This window comes from Staphylococcus arlettae, assembly GCF_025560845.1.
Classification (GTDB): Bacteria; Bacillota; Bacilli; order Staphylococcales; family Staphylococcaceae; genus Staphylococcus; species Staphylococcus arlettae.
In genome coordinates this window covers 1,732,670-1,750,527 of sequence record NZ_CP094803.1, presented here as the reverse complement: position 1 = coordinate 1,750,527, position 17,858 = coordinate 1,732,670, and the positions used below count along the sequence as shown (strand labels likewise).

The window sequence follows — 17,858 nt, the reverse complement described above, 5'->3', positions numbered from 1 at the left end:
ACCTGTCGTTTAAGACGTTAGGTGCTTTATATCGTTGTTAGGGGTGAACTAAAATAGATATTTATCAACATTTTCGACAAGAGGAACGGGCAATTATCGATATGTTACTCGATAAATGCCAACAAGCAAACGAACAATATGCGCCTGTATTAACACATTTCTTAGATCCGAGAGGGCAGTATATTTTAAAAGTCATCGTGGGAAGCTTTGAAGATTTAGATGTTCATTTTTATGGTGGCAATCAAGCAGAAAGACAACGTGCCATTATTGCACCTACTTATTTTGAACCTAATTCAGACGATTTTGATATTGTGCTAATCGAGATTGACTACCCGCAAAAGTTTGTAACGTTACAACATCAACACATCTTAGGCACTATAATGTCATTGGGAATAGAACGTGAACAATTAGGTGATATCATTGTCAATGAGCGTATACAGTTTGTTTTGACAAAACAACTAGAATCTTATATTATATTAGAACTTACGCGTATCAAAGGTGCTACAGTAAAACTTAATACTATTCCACTGACAAATATGATACAATCTAATGAGCAATGGAAATATTTTGAAACAACGGTGAGTGGTTTACGATTGGATGTCGTACTTAAAGAAATGATTCGTAAATCTAGAACTATAGCCAAACAACTTATTGATAAGAAGAGAGTCAAAGTGAATCATACTATAATTGATGCTAGTGATTTTCAATTAGCACAAGAAGATTTACTATCAATTCAAGGATATGGCAGAGCGGTCGTTGTCGAAATCGGCGGCAAAACAAAAAAAGATAAAGTACGCATCAGTTACAAAACTCTTTTTAAATAATGTATAATAAAAGTGTCTTAAAAACACAATAAAGTATTGAAAGAAATGGTAGACACATATTTTTGAATTAACTAAAATAGTGTAATATAGAAGGAGGATATCCCATGCCTTTTACACCAAATGAAATTAAAAATAAAACATTTACACGTGTGAAAAATGGTTTAGAACCTACTGAAGTTGAAAGTTATTTAGAACAATTAAGTAATGAAATAGAACGATTAAAAGAAGATAAACAACAATTAGAAAAAGTCATCGATGATAAAGAAACTAATATTAATTCTTATAAAGAAGTACATCAATCTGTAAGTGACGCTTTAGTGCAAGCACAACATGCTGGTGAAGAAACAAAAGCAGCAGCTACGAAAGAAGCAGAAGCAACAATATCAAAAGCACAAGGACAAGCAAATCAAATTGTTAATGATGCTATTGAAAAGGCGCGTCGTTTGTCATTCCAAACAGAAGATATGAAGAGACAATCTAAAATATTTAGATCTCGTTTCCGTATGCTAGTTGAAGCGCAATTGGATTTATTAAAAAATGAAGATTGGGACTATTTATTAAACTACGATTTGGATTCAGAACAAGTTACAGAAGAAAATATTAACCATTTGCATGATAATGATTTAACAGAAGCTGAAAAAGCTCAAAAAGCGGCACAAGATAACAATAATCAATCATCAGATAGTGAATCTAAATAATTACAAATACTATATAGACGCGTAAATAACCATACGTATATCACAGCGAATTAGGGATAGTGTGAGCCTAATATATACCGGTTGTTTATATCACTATATGGCACAGTTTCATAATTATAACGAGAGAACTCTAAGTTGAGTTAATCAGGGTGGTAACGCGGTTAAATCGTCCCTGTTAATTGAACTTAGAGTTCTTTTTTAGTTCTAAAATTTAAAGTGAATATGAGGAGTGAAGAAAATGGATTATAAAGAAACATTATTGATGCCTAAAACGGCTTTTCCAATGCGTGGCGGTTTGCCGAATAAAGAGCCGAAAATTCAAGAGCAATGGGATCAACAAAATATATACCAAAAAGCATTACAACAAAATGAAGGAAATCCTTCATACATTCTACATGATGGACCACCGTACGCTAATGGTAGCTTGCATATGGGCCATGCATTAAATAAAATTTTAAAGGATATCATTACTAGATATAAAACAATGCAAGGTTTCTATACACCATATGTGCCAGGATGGGATACTCATGGTTTACCTATTGAACAAGCACTTGCGAAAAAAGGTGTTAAACGTAAAGAAATGTCTATTTCTGACTTCAGAAAAAAATGTGAAGCATTCGCATTAGAACAAATTGAATTACAGAAAAAAGACTTTAAACGTCTTGGTGTTAAAGGTGACTTTAATAATCCATATATTACTTTAAAACCAGAATATGAAGCTGCTCAGTTACGTTTATTCGGTGAAATGGCAGATAAAGGACTAATTTATAAAGGTAAAAAACCTGTTTATTGGTCACCTTCAAGTGAGTCATCATTAGCAGAAGCCGAAATTGAATATCATGATAAACGTTCAGCTTCTATATATGTAGCGTTTGATGTGAAAGATGGTAAAGGCATTGTAGATAATGATGCAAAATTTATTATTTGGACAACTACACCATGGACATTGCCTTCAAATGTTGCAATTACAGTGCATCCTGATTTAACTTATGCTCAATATAAAGTTAATGGTGAGAAGTACATTGTTGGGAAAGATTTAATCTCAGACGTTGTGAACCAACTTGAGTGGGATGAAAATGAGATTGAGTTAGAAAAAGAGTTTAGAGGTTCTGAATTAGAATATGTTGAAGCACAACATCCATTTATGGATCGCACTTCTGTAGTAATTAATGGTACGCATGTTACAACAGATGCTGGTACAGGATGTGTTCATACAGCACCTGGTCACGGTGAAGATGACTATATTGTCGGACAAAAATATAATCTACCTGTTATTAGCCCAGTTAATGATAAAGGTGTTTTCACTGAAGAAGCTGGACAATTTGAAGGCTTATTTTATGATAAAGCTAACAAAGAAATTACAGATCTATTGAAAGAGAAGCATGCATTATTAAAATTAGAATTTATCACTCATAGTTATCCACATGACTGGCGTACGAAGAAACCAGTTATTTTCCGTGCTACGCCTCAGTGGTTTGCATCTATTGATAAAGTGCGCTCAGACATTTTGGCAGCTGTTGAAGATACACACTTCAAAGTTGATTGGGGTAAAACAAGAATTTACAATATGATTCGTGATCGTGGTGAATGGGTAATATCACGTCAACGTGTTTGGGGTGTACCATTACCTGTATTTTATGCAGAAAATGGCGAACCTGTAATCACAACAGAGACAGTTAATCATGTGGCTGATTTAGTAGAACAATATGGTTCAAATGTATGGTTTGAGCGTGAAGCTAAAGATTTACTTCCAGAAGGTTTTACACATGAAGGTAGCCCTAATGGCACATTTACTAAAGAAACGGATATTATGGATGTGTGGTTTGATTCTGGTTCTTCACATCGTGGCGTATTAGAAGCTAGACCAGAACTATCATTCCCGGCAGATTTATATCTTGAAGGTAGTGACCAATATCGTGGTTGGTTTAATTCATCAATCACTACAGCAGTTGCTACAAGAGCACAATCACCATACAAAATGTTGCTATCCCATGGATTCGTTATGGATGGTGAAGGTAAAAAAATGAGTAAATCATTAGGAAATACGATAGTGCCAGATCAAATTGTAAAACAAAAAGGCGCGGATATTGCTCGTTTATGGGTAAGTAGTGTTGATTACTTGGCAGACGTTCGTATTTCTGATGAAATTTTAAAACAAACTTCTGACGTTTATCGTAAAATTAGAAATACGCTAAGATTTATGTTAGGTAATGTGAATGATTTTAATCCTGAAACGGATGCATTACCAGAAACAGAATTATTAGAAATTGATCAGTATTTACTCAACCGTTTACGTGAATTTACAGCTAGTAAAATTGAGCATTATGACAACTTTGATTATCTAGATATCTATCAAGAAGTACAAAACTTTATCAACGTTGAACTAAGTAACTTCTATTTAGATTATGGTAAAGATATTTTATATATTGAAGCTCAAGATGCACATAAACGTCGTAGTATGCAAACAGTGCTATATCAAATTATTGTCGACATGACGAAATTGTTAGCACCAATTTTAGCGCATACAGCTGAAGAAGTATGGTCACATATTCCTCACGTTAAAGAAGAAAGCGTACATTTAACGCGTATGCCTGAAGTAGTAGAAGTAAACCATGAAATATTAGAAAAATGGAATACTTTTATGAAATTACGCGATGATGTGAACCGTGCGTTAGAAGTGGCACGAAATGACAAAGTTATTGGTAAATCGTTAGAGGCTAAAGTTATTATTGGTAATAATGCCCAGTTTGATGTGACTTCATTCCTAAATCAATTTACGGATCTTGAACAATTGTTTATTACTTCTCAAGCAGAAGTAGTAGACGAAGTTGACAACGGTACATCATACCCTTACGGTGATATTCGCATCGAACATGCTGAAGGTGAAAAATGTGAACGTTGTTGGAATTATAGTACAGAATTAGGTAACGTAGGAGAATTAGAAAATCTCTGTCCACGTTGTCAAGAAGTTGTGAAAACTTTAATTTAAAACTGTACAAACTAAAAATGAATGACTGATAAATAGCTTATGTAACATATATAACGACGAAAGTGATTGTTTAGGTGCACAATATGTTGGTATTTTGCACTGTGAACAATGCAATCAATGTTAATGGGGACGCGTATATGAAATCAAATGATTGTTATTTGGTTTCTATAGCGTCCCCAGTTTTTTTATTTTGTCATTATAAATGAATAAAGTATAATTAATGAAATAGATTTGTAGAAAGGTGTTTCATATGTCTGAAAACGTAAAAGACCATTTTATTAATGGCATTACTTTAAATGTTCGAGATAAGGCTTTGATGAAATGGTTTTATGGAGAAGTTCTGGGCTTAAATATAGTAAATGAATCATATACTGAAGTACGTTATGAGATAGGCCAACACAATCATTTTATTATATTTAAACAACTTGCAGCAGGTAGAGAACCTTTGCAATCAGAAGCAGGTTTATTTCATTTAGCCATTGAACTGTCCTCATATAGTGAACTTGCGGATTTACTAGTACAGCTAAATCAATATCATATTCCAATGAATGGTGGAGAGCATAGATTTGCAACTTCCTTATATATAGAAGACCCTGAACATAACGGGTTAGAGTTTTATGTTGCAAATCAAAATATTAAGCCAATTAGTACCAATGAAAAAGAACATAACCATGGCATCCAGCCAATTGATGTTTCACAACTTATGACACATGTTTCACAGGAACAGTGGCAACATATACCAGATTTAGCTAAAATTGGCTATGTTAATATCAAAACTATAGGTATAAATGCTGTTAAGCAATATTATAAAGATTGTTTTGGTATGAGCGCAATGATTAGAGAAACAGAAGACGCTTTATATTTTGAAAATAGTAATCAGCAACAACATTTAGTATTAAATAATTGGAATTCTCATATTAAACGTATGAACAATGAGCAAACATATGGTTTAGCGTGTATTGATATGCATAATCCTCAAACAACTCATAAGCAATTACAAGGTCCTGATGGGATATTGTACAGGTTTAATCAGCTAAAGGTAAAATGACAACATGAAAATGAGCTGTTGATACTGTGTTTCACTTTAGTGTTATTTAAGAATATCAGAATGAAAATATGGTCATGTAGTATAGTTAGCAACTGTTAATTAGTTGGTTCACACTAGCTATGTAAAATGTGTTTTAGCAATACTTATCATTTTACAACATCTACATAAGTAGATTTTCGAAAAATAATTAATTGTGTTGTGACAACTCGAACTTTTTTTATACTAACGAGTAAGCTATAATGAAAGATGTTGTACAGCAAGGTGAAATAGGAGGAACGATCATGAAACGTCAGTATTATGTTGGATTATCGTTAACAGTTACTTTTTTAATAATTATTATTGATCAGTTAACGAAGTATATTATTGCCACTTCAATGAAGATAGGTGATTCAGTAGAAGTATTGCCAGGATTTTTAAATATTACTTCACATCGTAATGACGGTGCAGCTTGGGGCATTTTAAGTGGGAAAATGGGCTTTTTCTATGTTGTTACAGTTATTATTTTAGTTGTGTTGATAGTGTTCTATATACGAGAAGCCAAACATAATTTGTTTATGCAACTTGCACTAAGTTTATTATTTGCTGGCGCTTTAGGGAATTTTATTGATCGTGTGCTACATGGAGAAGTGGTAGATTTTATAGATACTTATATTTTAGGGTATGATTTTCCAATTTTTAACGTGGCCGATTCTAGTTTAACAATAGGAGTTATTTTGATTATTATAGCTCTATTAACAGATATAAATAAGGAATGATAGGAGTATTATTAATATGGATAGACATGAATTTGTTATAGATAGTCCAGCATCAGCCGGGCAACGTATAGATAAAGTATTACCTGAATTTAATGCTGATTGGTCACGCACACAAATGCAAGATTGGATTAAGGATGGGCTTATTAGTGTTAATGGTAAAGAGGTTAAATCAAATTATAAAGTGAAGATGAATGATACAATTGAAGTAACTGAAAAAGAAGTCGTAGAGGCAGACATACAACCAGAAAATTTAGACTTAGATATTTATTATGAAGATGATGATGTTGCGATAGTCTATAAACCTAAAGGTATGGTAGTGCATCCTTCAGCTGGTCATTATACAGGAACTCTAGTAAATGGGTTGATGTATCAGATGAAAAATTTATCAGGTATCAATGGCGAGGTTCGTCCTGGAATTGTTCACCGAATAGATAAAGATACATCTGGTTTATTAATGGTCGCTAAAAATGATATTGCTCATCGAGGCTTAGTAGACCAACTCGTAGATAAATCAGTGACACGTAAATATACAGCTTTAGTACATGGCAATATTCCACATGATTACGGTACTGTAGATGCACCAATTGGTCGTAATAAAAATGATCGTCAAGCAATGGATGTTGTAGACGACGGAAAAGAAGCGGTCACACATTTCAATGTCAAAAAGCATTTTAAAAATTATACTTTAGTAGAATGTCAATTGGAAACAGGACGTACACATCAAATACGTGTGCATATGAAATATATTGGTTTCCCGCTTGTTGGCGACACTAAATACGGTCCTAGAAAAACGATGGATATTGGTGGACAAGCATTACACGCTGGAGTTATTGGTTTTGAGCATCCGATAACAAAAGAATACATTGAGCAAGAAGCACCATTGCCACAATATTTTAATGAAATTTTAACTGAATTAGAAGAAGTAGAATCTTAATTAACAGTAGTATCTACAGCGTGAAAATTAACTTGAATAATTAGAATTCTAATATAGTCGCTTGACTTAAAATAACTAGTGGGTTAAACTAATGACAGTTGAAAAAGAAAACGTTCATCTTTAATTGAAAGTCCAGAGAGGCTTCGAAGATATGAAAATATAGTTGGAATAGAGCATAATATTCTATATATTACAGGAGTTATCATACTTTTGTAGTGGACTACGTGAAGAAAGAGCTACCGGCGGGTAAGCCGTCCAGCGTTCGCGTGTCAGACTGTATATCTAAACCTCATGTCTTCAATGAAGATGTGAGGTTTTTTTGTATCATTGAAGCGCTAGTTATTTTTGAAAACACGAGGAGGCGAGTATATAACATGGCAGAACGAGTTATTATGGATGAGGCTGCGATACAAAGAACAGTAACACGAATTGCACATGAAATATTAGAATACAATAAAGGCACAGATAATCTAATATTACTTGGAATTAAAACACGTGGTGCTTTTTTAGCAAACCGCATACAACAAAAAATTAACTCAATTGAAAATATACAAGTTCCCACTGGTACAATTGATATTACGCAATTTCGAGATGACTTAGAACAAGTTTCAACGACTATGACTGAAAAGTCATATGAAATTGACGTGGATATTACGAATAAAGTAGTAATTATAATTGATGATGTATTATACACAGGCCGAACTGTGAGAGCATCATTAGACGCAGTACTTAAACATGCTCGACCTAAAAAAATTGGTCTAGCAACCTTAGTTGATCGAGGACATCGTGAACTGCCAATAAGAGCAGATTTTGTTGGCAAGAATATACCTACTGCACGTCATGAAGATGTAGAAGTATTTGTAGATGAAATCGATGAGCAAAATGCAGTAATAATTAAATAGACCTTTTAATTCAGTACGAGAGACTGGAAAAGGAAGTGAGTCGCGATTAAGTTGCGGCTCACTTGATACAAACAAAATTTAGTATAGGTATAACTGTTGGCAGTTAAACGCTATTTAAATTACTTTGTATACCTTTGACGTCTCTTTACATGAATTCATGTAAAGAGTTTTTTTGAAGGGAAGCGAATTAAAAATGGAAAATGACATGATGTTTGAACGTACAGCTAAACCAGTGTTAGATGTACGAGATAGGCCAAAATTAGGAAAGTGGGCGTTTTTAAGTACACAGCACCTCTTTGCAATGTTTGGAGCAACAGTACTTGTCCCGTTCTTAACCGGATTGCCAATATCAGCAGCGTTAATTGCTTCAGGAGTTGGCACATTATTATATATCTTAATAACACAAGCAAAGATCCCGGCTTATTTAGGATCTAGTTTTGCTTTTATTACTCCAATCATTTCGGGTTTAAAAGCACACAATTTAGGAGACATGTTAGTTGCTTTGTTCATGAGTGGGGTAATGTACGTCATTATAGGCCTATTTATCAAAATCAGTGGTACCAACTGGTTAATGAATTTGCTCCCACCTGTAGTAGTTGGTCCTGTAATTATGGTCATTGGATTAAGTTTAGCTCCTACAGCAGTAAATATGGCGATGTTTGAAAATTCGAATGCTATGGAGGGCTATAACTTAAATTATTTAATAGTAGCAATGATTACGCTTGTAGTTACCGTCGTGGTCCAAGGTTATTTCAAAGGCTTTTTATCACTCATTCCTGTCTTAATAGGAATTGTGACTGGTTATGTAGTAGCGGCATTTATGGGAATTGTTAATTTTGCACCCATTGCGCAAGCAAAGTGGTTTGCGATTCCTGATATTTATTTACCATTCAAAGATTATACACCTACATTTCACTTAGGCTTAATCCTTATTATGATACCGATTGTCTTTGTCACTGTGAGTGAACATATTGGCCATCAAATGGTAATTAATAAAATTGTAGGTAAAAACTTCTTTAAAGATCCTGGCTTAGATAAATCAATTATCGGCGACGGTGTATCGACAATGTTTGCTAGTATTATTGGCGGGCCACCAAGTACAACATATGGTGAGAACATTGGAGTACTGGCAATAACAAAAATTTATAGCATTTATGTTATTGGTGGTGCAGCAGTTATTGCAATAGTACTAGGTTTTGTAGGTAAATTTACAGCAATTATTTCATCAATACCGACACCAGTTATGGGTGGTGTTTCCATACTCTTGTTTGGAATCATCGCATCAAGTGGCTTGAGAATGTTAGTAGAAAGTGAAATCGACTTTGCACAAAATCGTAATTTAGTTATCGCATCTGTGATACTAGTAATTGGCATTGGTAATTTAATGCTGGATTTAAAAAGTACAGGTATTAACTTGCAAATAGAAGGCATGGCATTAGCGGCATTAGCAGGCATTATACTCAACGTAATTTTACCTAAATCAACGAAGGCAGTTAAAGACTAGGAGGCTAATCATGAATCATCTATTATCTATGGAACATTTAACTACAGCTGAAATAAATACATTAATACAAAAGGCAATTGAATATAAAGAACAAGGAATTCAAACCACACAATTTGATAATAAATATGTTGCTAATTTATTTTTTGAAAACTCAACTAGAACAAAAAGTAGTTTTCTTGTGGCTGAGCAACAACTCGGTTTAAAATTAATAGATTTTGAAACATCAACTTCTTCGATTCAAAAGGGCGAGTCGTTATATGACACATGTAAAACACTTGAAAGCATTGGTGTGAACTTATTAATTATTCGACATTTCCAAAATGAATACTATGAAGAATTGAAAAATATTAACGTGCCAATTATCAATGCAGGCGATGGTAGTGGTCAGCATCCAACACAAAGTTTGCTAGATTTGATGACAATTTATGAAGAATATAGTTCTTTTGAAGGTATGAATGTTTTAATTTGTGGCGATATCAAAAATTCACGTGTCGCCAAAAGTAATTATTTTAGTTTGAAAGCTTTAGGAGCCAACGTAATGTTCTCCAGTCCTGAAGCATGGCGTGATGAAACATTAGATGCACCATATGTAGATATAGATGAAGTTATAGACCAAATCGACATTGTTATGCTGTTAAGAGTTCAGCATGAACGTCATGATAATGGTGATGTTAATACTTTTGAAACAAACAGTTATCATGAAGAATATGGTTTAACACAAGCAAGATATGATCAATTGCAAGCACATGCTATAGTAATGCACCCAGCACCGGTCAATAGAGGTGTAGAAATTGATAGTAACCTAGTAGAAGCATCAAAATCCAGAATATTTAGACAAATGGAAAATGGTATGTATTTAAGAATGGCTGTCATAGATTATATTTTACAAACGAAAGGGGAACAAACAAATGCAATTAATTAAAAACGCACAAATATTACGAGATGGTGAATTATCAGTAGCATCGATTTTGATAGAGGGAAAATATATTAAAGATATTGGCACGGATATTAGTGTAGATTCAACAGTAGAAGTTATTGACGCACAAGGTCAGTTCATAGCACCGGGTTTAATTGATGTGCATGTTCATTTAAGAGAGCCAGGTGGTGAGCATAAGGAAACTATAGAAACAGGAACAAAAGCAGCTGCACGAGGTGGCTTTACAACAGTTTGCCCTATGCCGAATACACGACCAGTACCAGACTCTGTCGACAATATAGAGCGTTTAAATCAATTAATTGCAAATAACGCACAAGTGCGGGTGCTACCTTACGCAGCTATTACTGAACGTCAAGCTGGTAAAAAGCATGTTGATTTTGCTGCGTTAGCAGAGCACAATGCATTTGCTTTTACAGATGATGGTGTTGGAGTACAAGAAGCAAGTATGATGTATGAAGCTATGCAACAAGCTGCAAAAGTCAATAAACCAGTTGTAGCACATTGTGAGGATAACAGTCTAATTTATGGAGGGGCTATGCATGAAGGTAAACGTAGTGAAGCATTAGGAATACCAGGCATTCCCAATATTTGTGAAGCAGTTCAAATTGTTAGAGATGTATTACTAGCGGAAGCAGCTAATGCACATTATCATGTTTGTCACGTATCTACTAAAGAGAGTGTTCGTGCAATTAGAGATGCTAAACAAGCTGGTATTCATGTGACAGCAGAAGTAACACCGCATCATTTGTTGTTAACTGAAGACGACGTACCTGGTGACGACGCAATTTTCAAAATGAATCCTCCATTAAGAAGTCAAGAAGATCGAGCGGCATTACTCGAAGGCTTAGTAGATGGAACGATTGACTGTATTGCTACTGATCACGCACCACATGCTGCAGAAGAAAAAGCACAACCTATGACTAAGGCACCATTCGGTATTGTAGGTAGTGAAACAGCATTCCCACTGTTATATACGCATTTTGTAAAAAATGGCAGTTGGACATTACAACAACTTGTAGATTATTTAACGATAAAACCGGCACAAACGTTTGATTTACCTTATGGTAAGTTGGAAGTAGGTAGCTTGGCAGATTTGACGATTATCAATTTAGATACTGAACGTGAAATTAAAGCTGAAGATTTCCATTCTAAGGCGTTTAATACACCATTCTTAGGTTACAAAGTATATGGTAATCCAGTACTAACAATGGTCGAAGGTGAAGTGAAATTTAAGGAGGAAATGTAATGTTAAAAACGCGTTATCTCGTATTAGAAGATGGATCATATTATGAAGGGTATCAATTAGGTTCAGATCAACTTACAATTGGAGAAATTGTATTTAATACAGCAATGACAGGCTATCAAGAAACTATTTCAGACCCGTCATATACTGGACAAATCATTACATTTACGTACCCGTTAATTGGTAATTATGGTATTAACAGAGATGATTTTGAATCATTAATTCCCACGCTTAATGGTGTAGTGGTGAAGGAAGCAAGTGCCAAACCAAGTAATTTTAGAATGAAAAAAACGTTGCATGAAGTGCTCGATGAATATGATATACCAGGTATTTCAGGTGTAGATACGCGCAGTATTACACGTAAAATTAGACAACATGGTGTTTTGAAAGCAGCTTTTACTGACAATAAAGAAGAAATTACTCAAATCGTAGATAAGTTAAAAACATATGTGTTACCACACAATGAAGTAGAAACTGTCTCTACAAAAACATCATATATTTCAACTGGATATAAATATAGTGTAGTATTAGTAGACTTTGGAAAAAAAGAAAATATCGTGCGTGAACTGAATGCCCGAGGTTGTAATGTGACGGTCGTACCACATAATACTACAGCTGATGAAATTATAAGAATGGAGCCAGATGGCGTAATGTTATCCAATGGTCCAGGTGATCCAGAAGCGGTCAAAGAAGCAGTAACAATGATTAAAGGTATCTTAGGACAAATTCCATTTTTCGGTATATGTTTAGGCCATCAACTATTTGCCCTTTCTCAAGGTGCACAATCATTTAAAATGAAATTTGGTCACCGTGGTGCAAACCACCCAGTTAAAGACTTGAAAACTAATAAAATAGCTTTAACTAGTCAAAACCATGGTTATGCGATAGATAAAGATTCGCTACAAAACACTGATTTAGAAGTAACGCATATAGCTATCAATGACGGAACAGTTGAAGGATTGAGACATAAATTTTTACCGGCTTTTTCTGTTCAATACCATCCAGAAGCATGCCCTGGTCCTTCTGATTCTAATTACTTATTTGATGAATTTATTGAGATGATGAACAACTTTAATACAAAGGAGTCAATTGCCAATGCCTAAACGTAATGATATAAAAACAATATTAGTAATCGGATCTGGACCTATAATAATTGGTCAAGCTGCAGAATTTGATTATGCTGGAACACAGGCTTGTTTAGCTTTAAAAGAAGAAGGCTACAAAGTCATTTTAGTAAACTCAAACCCTGCAACAATCATGACTGATAAAGAAATTGCTGACAAAGTCTATATTGAACCACTAACGCACGATTTTATTGCACGAATAATACGAAAAGAACAACCAGATGCATTATTACCAACACTTGGTGGTCAAACAGGCTTAAATATGGCAATACAATTACATAATAGTGGTGTACTCGCTACAAATAATGTGCAATTACTTGGTACAGAATTGGACTCTATTCAACAAGCAGAAGATAGAGAGTTATTCAGAACATTAATGAACGATTTGGATGTACCAGTACCAGAAAGTGACATTGTCAATACAGTTGAACAAGCATTCGAATTTAAAGAGCGTGTTGGATATCCATTAATAGTAAGACCTGCGTTCACTATGGGCGGTACTGGTGGCGGTATTTGTTACAACGATGAAGACTTACAAGAAATAGTCTCTAACGGCCTACATTACAGTCCAGCTACACAATGTTTGATTGAAAAATCTATCGCAGGATTTAAAGAAATCGAGTATGAAGTTATGCGTGACAAAAATGATAATGCAATTGTTGTGTGTAATATGGAAAACATTGACCCTGTAGGTATTCATACTGGAGATTCAGTTGTGGTAGCGCCGAGTCAAACATTATCAGATATCGAGTATCAAATGTTACGCGATGTATCCTTAAAAGTAATACGTGCATTGGGCATTGAAGGTGGATGTAATGTGCAGTTAGCTTTAGATCCACATTCTATGTCCTATTACATTATCGAGGTTAATCCTCGAGTGTCACGTTCGTCTGCACTTGCGTCTAAGGCAACTGGTTATCCAATAGCAAAATTAGCAGCTAAAATTGCTATTGGTTTAACACTTGATGAAATGTTAAACCCTATAACTGGAACTTCATATGCTGCATTCGAACCAGCGCTGGATTATGTTATTTCAAAAATCCCACGTTTCCCGTTCGATAAATTTGAAAAAGGTGAGCGTATATTAGGCACACAAATGAAGGCCACTGGTGAAGTTATGGCAATAGGTCGAACGTATGAAGAGTCATTACTAAAAGCTATACGTTCATTAGAATATGGTGTCCATCATTTAGGATTACCTAATGGCGAAACTTACGATTTAGACTATATTAAAAATCGTATTCAAGACCAAGATGATGAACGATTATTCTTTATTGGTGAAGCTATACGTCGAGGAACAACATTAGAAGAAATTCATGACATGACACAAATCGATTATTTCTTTTTAAATAAATTTCAACATATTATCGATATCGAGCACGATTTAAAAGCACATAAAGGTGATATCAATTATTTAAAATTTGCAAAAAATTACGGTTTCAGCGACCGTGTTATAGCACATCGTTTTGAAATGACTGAGCAAGAAGTATATGAATTGAGAAAAGCACATGGTATAACACCGGTGTACAAGATGGTTGATACTTGTGCAGCTGAGTTTGAGTCAGCAACGCCTTATTATTACGGAACTTATGAACAAGAAAATGAATCAGCAGTAACAGAAAAAGACAAAATCCTAGTACTTGGTTCAGGACCAATTCGTATCGGTCAAGGCGTTGAATTCGATTACGCAACGGTGCATGCAGTGTGGGCAATACAAGATGCAGGTTATGAAGCAATCATAGTTAATAATAACCCTGAGACAGTTTCTACAGACTTTTCAATTTCTGATAAGTTGTATTTCGAACCACTAACTGAAGAAGATGTTATGAGCATTATTGATTTAGAGCAACCTAAAGGCGTTGTTGTTCAATTTGGCGGACAAACAGCAATTAATCTTGCAGACAAATTAAGTAAACATGGTGTGCAAATATTAGGAACAACGTTAGGTGATTTAAATCGTGCTGAAGATAGAAAAGAGTTTGAGGCATTACTGCATACAATTGATGTACCGCAACCACAAGGGAAAACAGCAACATCACCAAAAGAGGCACTTGCAAATGCTCAAACAATTGGTTATCCCGTAGTAGTACGACCATCATATGTACTTGGTGGTAGAGCTATGGAAATTGTTTACAGTGATGAAGAACTAGAAAATTATATGAATCAAGCAGTTAAAGCTAGTCCTGATCATCCCGTGTTAGTAGACCGTTATTTAACAGGTAAAGAAATTGAAGTGGACGCCATTAGCGATGGCGAAACGGTAATTATTCCTGGAATTATGGAACACATTGAACGAGCGGGAGTACATTCTGGTGATTCTATTGCAGTTTATCCACCACAAACATTAACGCAAGCAGAGATTTATACATTGGAAGATTATACTATTAGATTAGCAAAAGGATTAAATATTGTAGGTCTCATCAACATCCAATTTGTAATTGCACATGACGGTGTATATGTACTTGAAGTAAACCCACGTTCTAGTCGTACTGTACCGTTTTTAAGCAAAATTACAAATATCCAAATGGCACAACTCGCAATGAAAGCAATAATGGGTGAAAAATTAAAATCATTAGGCTACCAAGAAGGCATTCAAGCATATACCGAAGGCGTCTTTGTTAAAGCACCCGTATTCAGTTTCAATAAATTAAAAAATGTCGATGTTACATTAGGGCCTGAAATGAAATCTACTGGCGAAGTAATGGGTAAAGATCAAACTTTAGAAAAAGCATTATTTAAAGGTTTAACAGCAAGTGGAGTGGAAGTTAAAGATCATGGCACTGTACTAATGACTGTCAGTGATAAGGATAAAGAAGAAATTGTGTTGTTAGCACAACGTTTAAATGAAGTGGGTTATAAGATATTAGCTACAGAAGGTACAGCACAGAAATTAATGGAACATCATATTCCCGTTGAAATTGTAGGTAAAATTGGTGCTGAAGGTGATTTGTTAACGCGTATCCAAAATGGAGAAGTTCAAATTGTCATTAATACCATGACTAAAGGAAAAGAAGTGGAAAGAGATGGTTTCCAAATTAGAAGAACTACAGTTGAAAATGGTGTACCATGTCTCACATCTTTAGATACAGCAAGTGCACTAACAAACGTAATAGAAAGTATGACATTTACTATGAGTAACATGTAAATGTCATAACTGAGAGGTGTAAAAATATTAATGAAAAACCTACCAATTATAGCATTAGATTTCGATTCTGCTAGTGCAGTACATGACTTCTTAGATCAATTTGACGAACCTTTATTCGTTAAAATAGGGATGGAGCTTTTTTATCAAACAGGTCCACAATTAATAGATGATATTAAAGTTAAAGGTCATGACATATTTTTAGATCTGAAATTACATGATATTCCTAATACTGTAGGTAAAGCCATGGAAGGATTAAGTAAATTAAATGTTGATTTAGTGAATGTGCATGCTGCAGGTGGTACTATGATGATGAAACAAGCTGTCCAAGGGCTGCGCAAATACAATCAAGATATTAAAATTATAGCTGTTACTCAATTAACTTCAACTTCAGAAACGATGTTACATGAAGAACAAAAGATAAACACTACTATGGATGAAGCAGTACTAAATTATGCGTCATTAGCACATAGTGCAGGTTTAGATGGTGTAGTATGTTCACCACTTGAGACGACAATGTTAACAGAACAGTTTGGTTCAACATTTTTGAAAGTTACGCCGGGCATAAGATTAAACAGTGCAACAACAGATGATCAACAACGTATTACAACACCGCAACAAGCAAAAGCATTGGGGTCTACGCATATTGTAGTTGGTAGACCTATTACTCAAAGTAGTTCACCAGTGGAACAATACAATATTATTAAAGAAAGTTGGTTACAATAAATGACAAAAGCGATTGCACAATCATTATTAGATATAAAAGCGGTGAGTTTATCTCCTAATAATTTATTTACGTGGAGTTCTGGAATTAAATCACCAATTTACTGTGATAATCGAGTTACATTAGGCTATCCAACTGTAAGAAAAGAGATTAGAGACGGATTGACTGATTTAATAAAGCTTCATTTTCCAGAAGTACAAGTAGTATCAGGTACTGCTACTGCTGGTATTCCTCATGCTGCTTATATTTCAGAGCAATTAGACTTACCTATGAATTACGTTCGTTCTAAAAGTAAAAGTCACGGAAAACAAAATCAAATTGAAGGTGCAAATTGCCAACAGCAAAAAGTAGTTGTAGTTGAAGATCTTATTTCTACTGGAGGCTCCTCTATTACTGCAGTTAATGCATTGAAAGAAGCAGGTGCAGAAGTGTTAGGTGTTGTAGCTATATTTACTTACGGTTTAAAAAAAGCTGATGATCAATTCGCTGCAGAAAAGTTGCCATTTTATACACTGAGTGACTATAACGAATTGATTGAAGTTGCACAAGAAAATGGAGAAATTTCTGCTAATGATATACAGACATTAGTTGATTGGAGAGACAACTTGTCATAAAATGATAGGTGGAGGGGATACTCTATGTCCAATAACCCAGATGAGATTTATCGAAAATTTTCGCATGTAAATAAATTTTTACAAAAAGATGAAGATTTTAGACACAATGTAAAACAAGAGAATAGTCATGAATGGCTGTCGAATTCAACAGACAAAGATATTTTTAAAAAAGCAAAGTCCGATATCAAGCAAAAAGGACATATTTAAAACCACATAAATAAGAGGTCGAGACAAAATAGTGTGCACACATCATTGTGAGTGGATACATTATTTTGAATCTCGACCCCTTTTTATATTTATCTAATATAAAGTTTAATTAATAAGTAACCGATTAATAAGACAAGAACAGCAATAGCTACAGGAATAATATAAAACATCATAAATTAAAACCTCCATAGGTATTTGTTATTAATTTTAACG

The 17,858-nt window shown here is 34.5% G+C and carries 15 protein-coding genes; all 15 read left to right on the top strand.

Annotation, left to right across the window (positions count from 1 at the left end; genetic code table 11):
- Positions 1-101: 101 nt before the first annotated feature.
- The 15 genes from MUA37_RS08535 to MUA37_RS08465 all read left to right on the top strand — a co-directional run bounded on the left by MUA37_RS08535 (position 102) and on the right by MUA37_RS08465 (position 17,645).
- Positions 102-824, top strand: coding sequence for a YlmH family RNA-binding protein (locus tag MUA37_RS08535; RefSeq protein WP_107380034.1), 723 nt, complete (start codon positions 102-104; stop codon positions 822-824).
- A gap of 104 nt (positions 825-928) precedes the next feature.
- A complete protein-coding gene (locus MUA37_RS08530; RefSeq protein WP_002510918.1) occupies positions 929-1,522 on the top strand; it encodes a DivIVA domain-containing protein in 594 nt (197 codons plus the stop codon).
- Between the two features lie 238 nt (positions 1,523-1,760).
- Entirely contained in the window at positions 1,761-4,511 is a 2,751-nt protein-coding gene (gene ileS / locus MUA37_RS08525; RefSeq protein WP_262624502.1) for an isoleucine--tRNA ligase, read from the top strand.
- Positions 4,512-4,761: 250 nt separating this feature from the next.
- The gene (locus tag MUA37_RS08520) at positions 4,762-5,559 is read left to right on the top strand and encodes a VOC family protein (protein ID WP_262624501.1); all 798 of its coding nucleotides are present in this window, start codon (positions 4,762-4,764) and stop codon (positions 5,557-5,559) included.
- Between the two features lie 281 nt (positions 5,560-5,840).
- Positions 5,841-6,314 (top strand): signal peptidase II, encoded by a 474-nt coding sequence (gene lspA, locus MUA37_RS08515; RefSeq protein ID WP_002510922.1) that lies wholly within the window; start codon positions 5,841-5,843, stop codon positions 6,312-6,314.
- Between the two features lie 16 nt (positions 6,315-6,330).
- Positions 6,331-7,248 carry an RluA family pseudouridine synthase gene (locus MUA37_RS08510; RefSeq protein WP_021458920.1) on the top strand — a complete coding sequence of 306 codons (918 nt, stop codon included), beginning with the start codon at positions 6,331-6,333 and terminating at the stop codon, positions 7,246-7,248.
- Positions 7,249-7,622: 374 nt separating this feature from the next.
- Positions 7,623-8,150 carry a bifunctional pyr operon transcriptional regulator/uracil phosphoribosyltransferase PyrR gene (gene pyrR, locus MUA37_RS08505; protein ID WP_002510924.1) on the top strand — a complete coding sequence of 176 codons (528 nt, stop codon included), beginning with the start codon at positions 7,623-7,625 and terminating at the stop codon, positions 8,148-8,150.
- 193 nt (positions 8,151-8,343) lie between these two features.
- Positions 8,344-9,654, top strand: a complete 1,311-nt coding sequence (locus MUA37_RS08500) for a uracil-xanthine permease family protein (RefSeq protein WP_002510925.1) — start codon at positions 8,344-8,346, stop codon at positions 9,652-9,654.
- 10 nt (positions 9,655-9,664) lie between these two features.
- A complete protein-coding gene (locus MUA37_RS08495; RefSeq protein ID WP_002510926.1) occupies positions 9,665-10,576 on the top strand; it encodes an aspartate carbamoyltransferase catalytic subunit in 912 nt (303 codons plus the stop codon).
- On the top strand, positions 10,563-11,837 hold the full coding sequence (locus MUA37_RS08490) for a dihydroorotase (protein ID WP_262624500.1): 1,275 nt from the start codon (positions 10,563-10,565) through the stop codon (positions 11,835-11,837). The genes MUA37_RS08495 and MUA37_RS08490 overlap by 14 nt, the downstream gene beginning before the upstream one ends.
- The gene (locus tag MUA37_RS08485; protein ID WP_002510928.1) at positions 11,837-12,937 is read left to right on the top strand and encodes a carbamoyl phosphate synthase small subunit; all 1,101 of its coding nucleotides are present in this window, start codon (positions 11,837-11,839) and stop codon (positions 12,935-12,937) included. Before MUA37_RS08490 ends, MUA37_RS08485 begins: the two co-directional genes overlap by 1 nt.
- Positions 12,930-16,103 carry a carbamoyl-phosphate synthase large subunit gene (carB, locus tag MUA37_RS08480; protein ID WP_107377637.1) on the top strand — a complete coding sequence of 1,058 codons (3,174 nt, stop codon included), beginning with the start codon at positions 12,930-12,932 and terminating at the stop codon, positions 16,101-16,103. The genes MUA37_RS08485 and carB overlap by 8 nt, the downstream gene beginning before the upstream one ends.
- Positions 16,104-16,133: 30 nt before the next feature.
- Positions 16,134-16,826 carry an orotidine-5'-phosphate decarboxylase gene (gene pyrF, locus MUA37_RS08475; protein ID WP_262624499.1) on the top strand — a complete coding sequence of 231 codons (693 nt, stop codon included), beginning with the start codon at positions 16,134-16,136 and terminating at the stop codon, positions 16,824-16,826.
- A complete protein-coding gene (pyrE, locus tag MUA37_RS08470) occupies positions 16,827-17,438 on the top strand; it encodes an orotate phosphoribosyltransferase (RefSeq protein ID WP_002510931.1) in 612 nt (203 codons plus the stop codon).
- A 24-nt stretch (positions 17,439-17,462) separates the two neighbouring features.
- Entirely contained in the window at positions 17,463-17,645 is a 183-nt protein-coding gene (locus MUA37_RS08465) for a hypothetical protein (protein WP_002510932.1), read from the top strand.
- The last annotated feature ends 213 nt before the right edge of the window (positions 17,646-17,858 follow it).